Raw genomic sequence first — 459 nt, 5'->3', positions numbered from 1 at the left:
ATCGTGTTCGCCAACGCATAGGGCAGCGCCACGCCCAGCGCGCGGACATGCGCCGGAAACAGCTCCGCCTTCACCACCGCGTTGATCGACGTATAGCCGCTGACGATCACCAGCGCCGTCATCACCAGCGCCCACGCCGCCAGCGGACTGCGCACCGTTTCCAGCGCGGTGAACAGCGGCACCGTCGCGATCAGCCCGGCGATCCCGAACCCGATCATCAGCGGCTTGCGCCCGATCCGGTCGGACAGCGCTCCCGCCGCCGGCTGCAACAGCGCATACAGCGCCAGCGCCGCCGTCATGATCCCCGTCGCCGTCTCGCGGCTGAAGCCCGAGGTGTTGACGAGGAACTTCTGCATGTACGTCGTGTACGCATAGAAGGCGAGCGTCCCGCCCGCGGTCAGCAGCAGCACCGTCGCCGCCTCGCGCGGATGCTCCCTGAACAACAGCCAGCCCCTGGAC

The 459-nt window shown here is 68.4% G+C and carries 1 protein-coding gene; it reads right to left on the bottom strand.

Features of this window, described 5'->3' with window-relative positions:
• Positions 1 to 459 (bottom strand): MFS transporter (locus tag AC0IYH_RS29370; protein WP_471837556.1); only part of this gene is annotated, 459 nt, incomplete at both ends.

The organism is Pseudomonas sp. AC463, assembly GCF_979253585.1.
The sequence above is the reverse complement of the archived record's forward strand: the minus strand, read 5'-3'. Positions and strand labels throughout refer to the sequence as shown.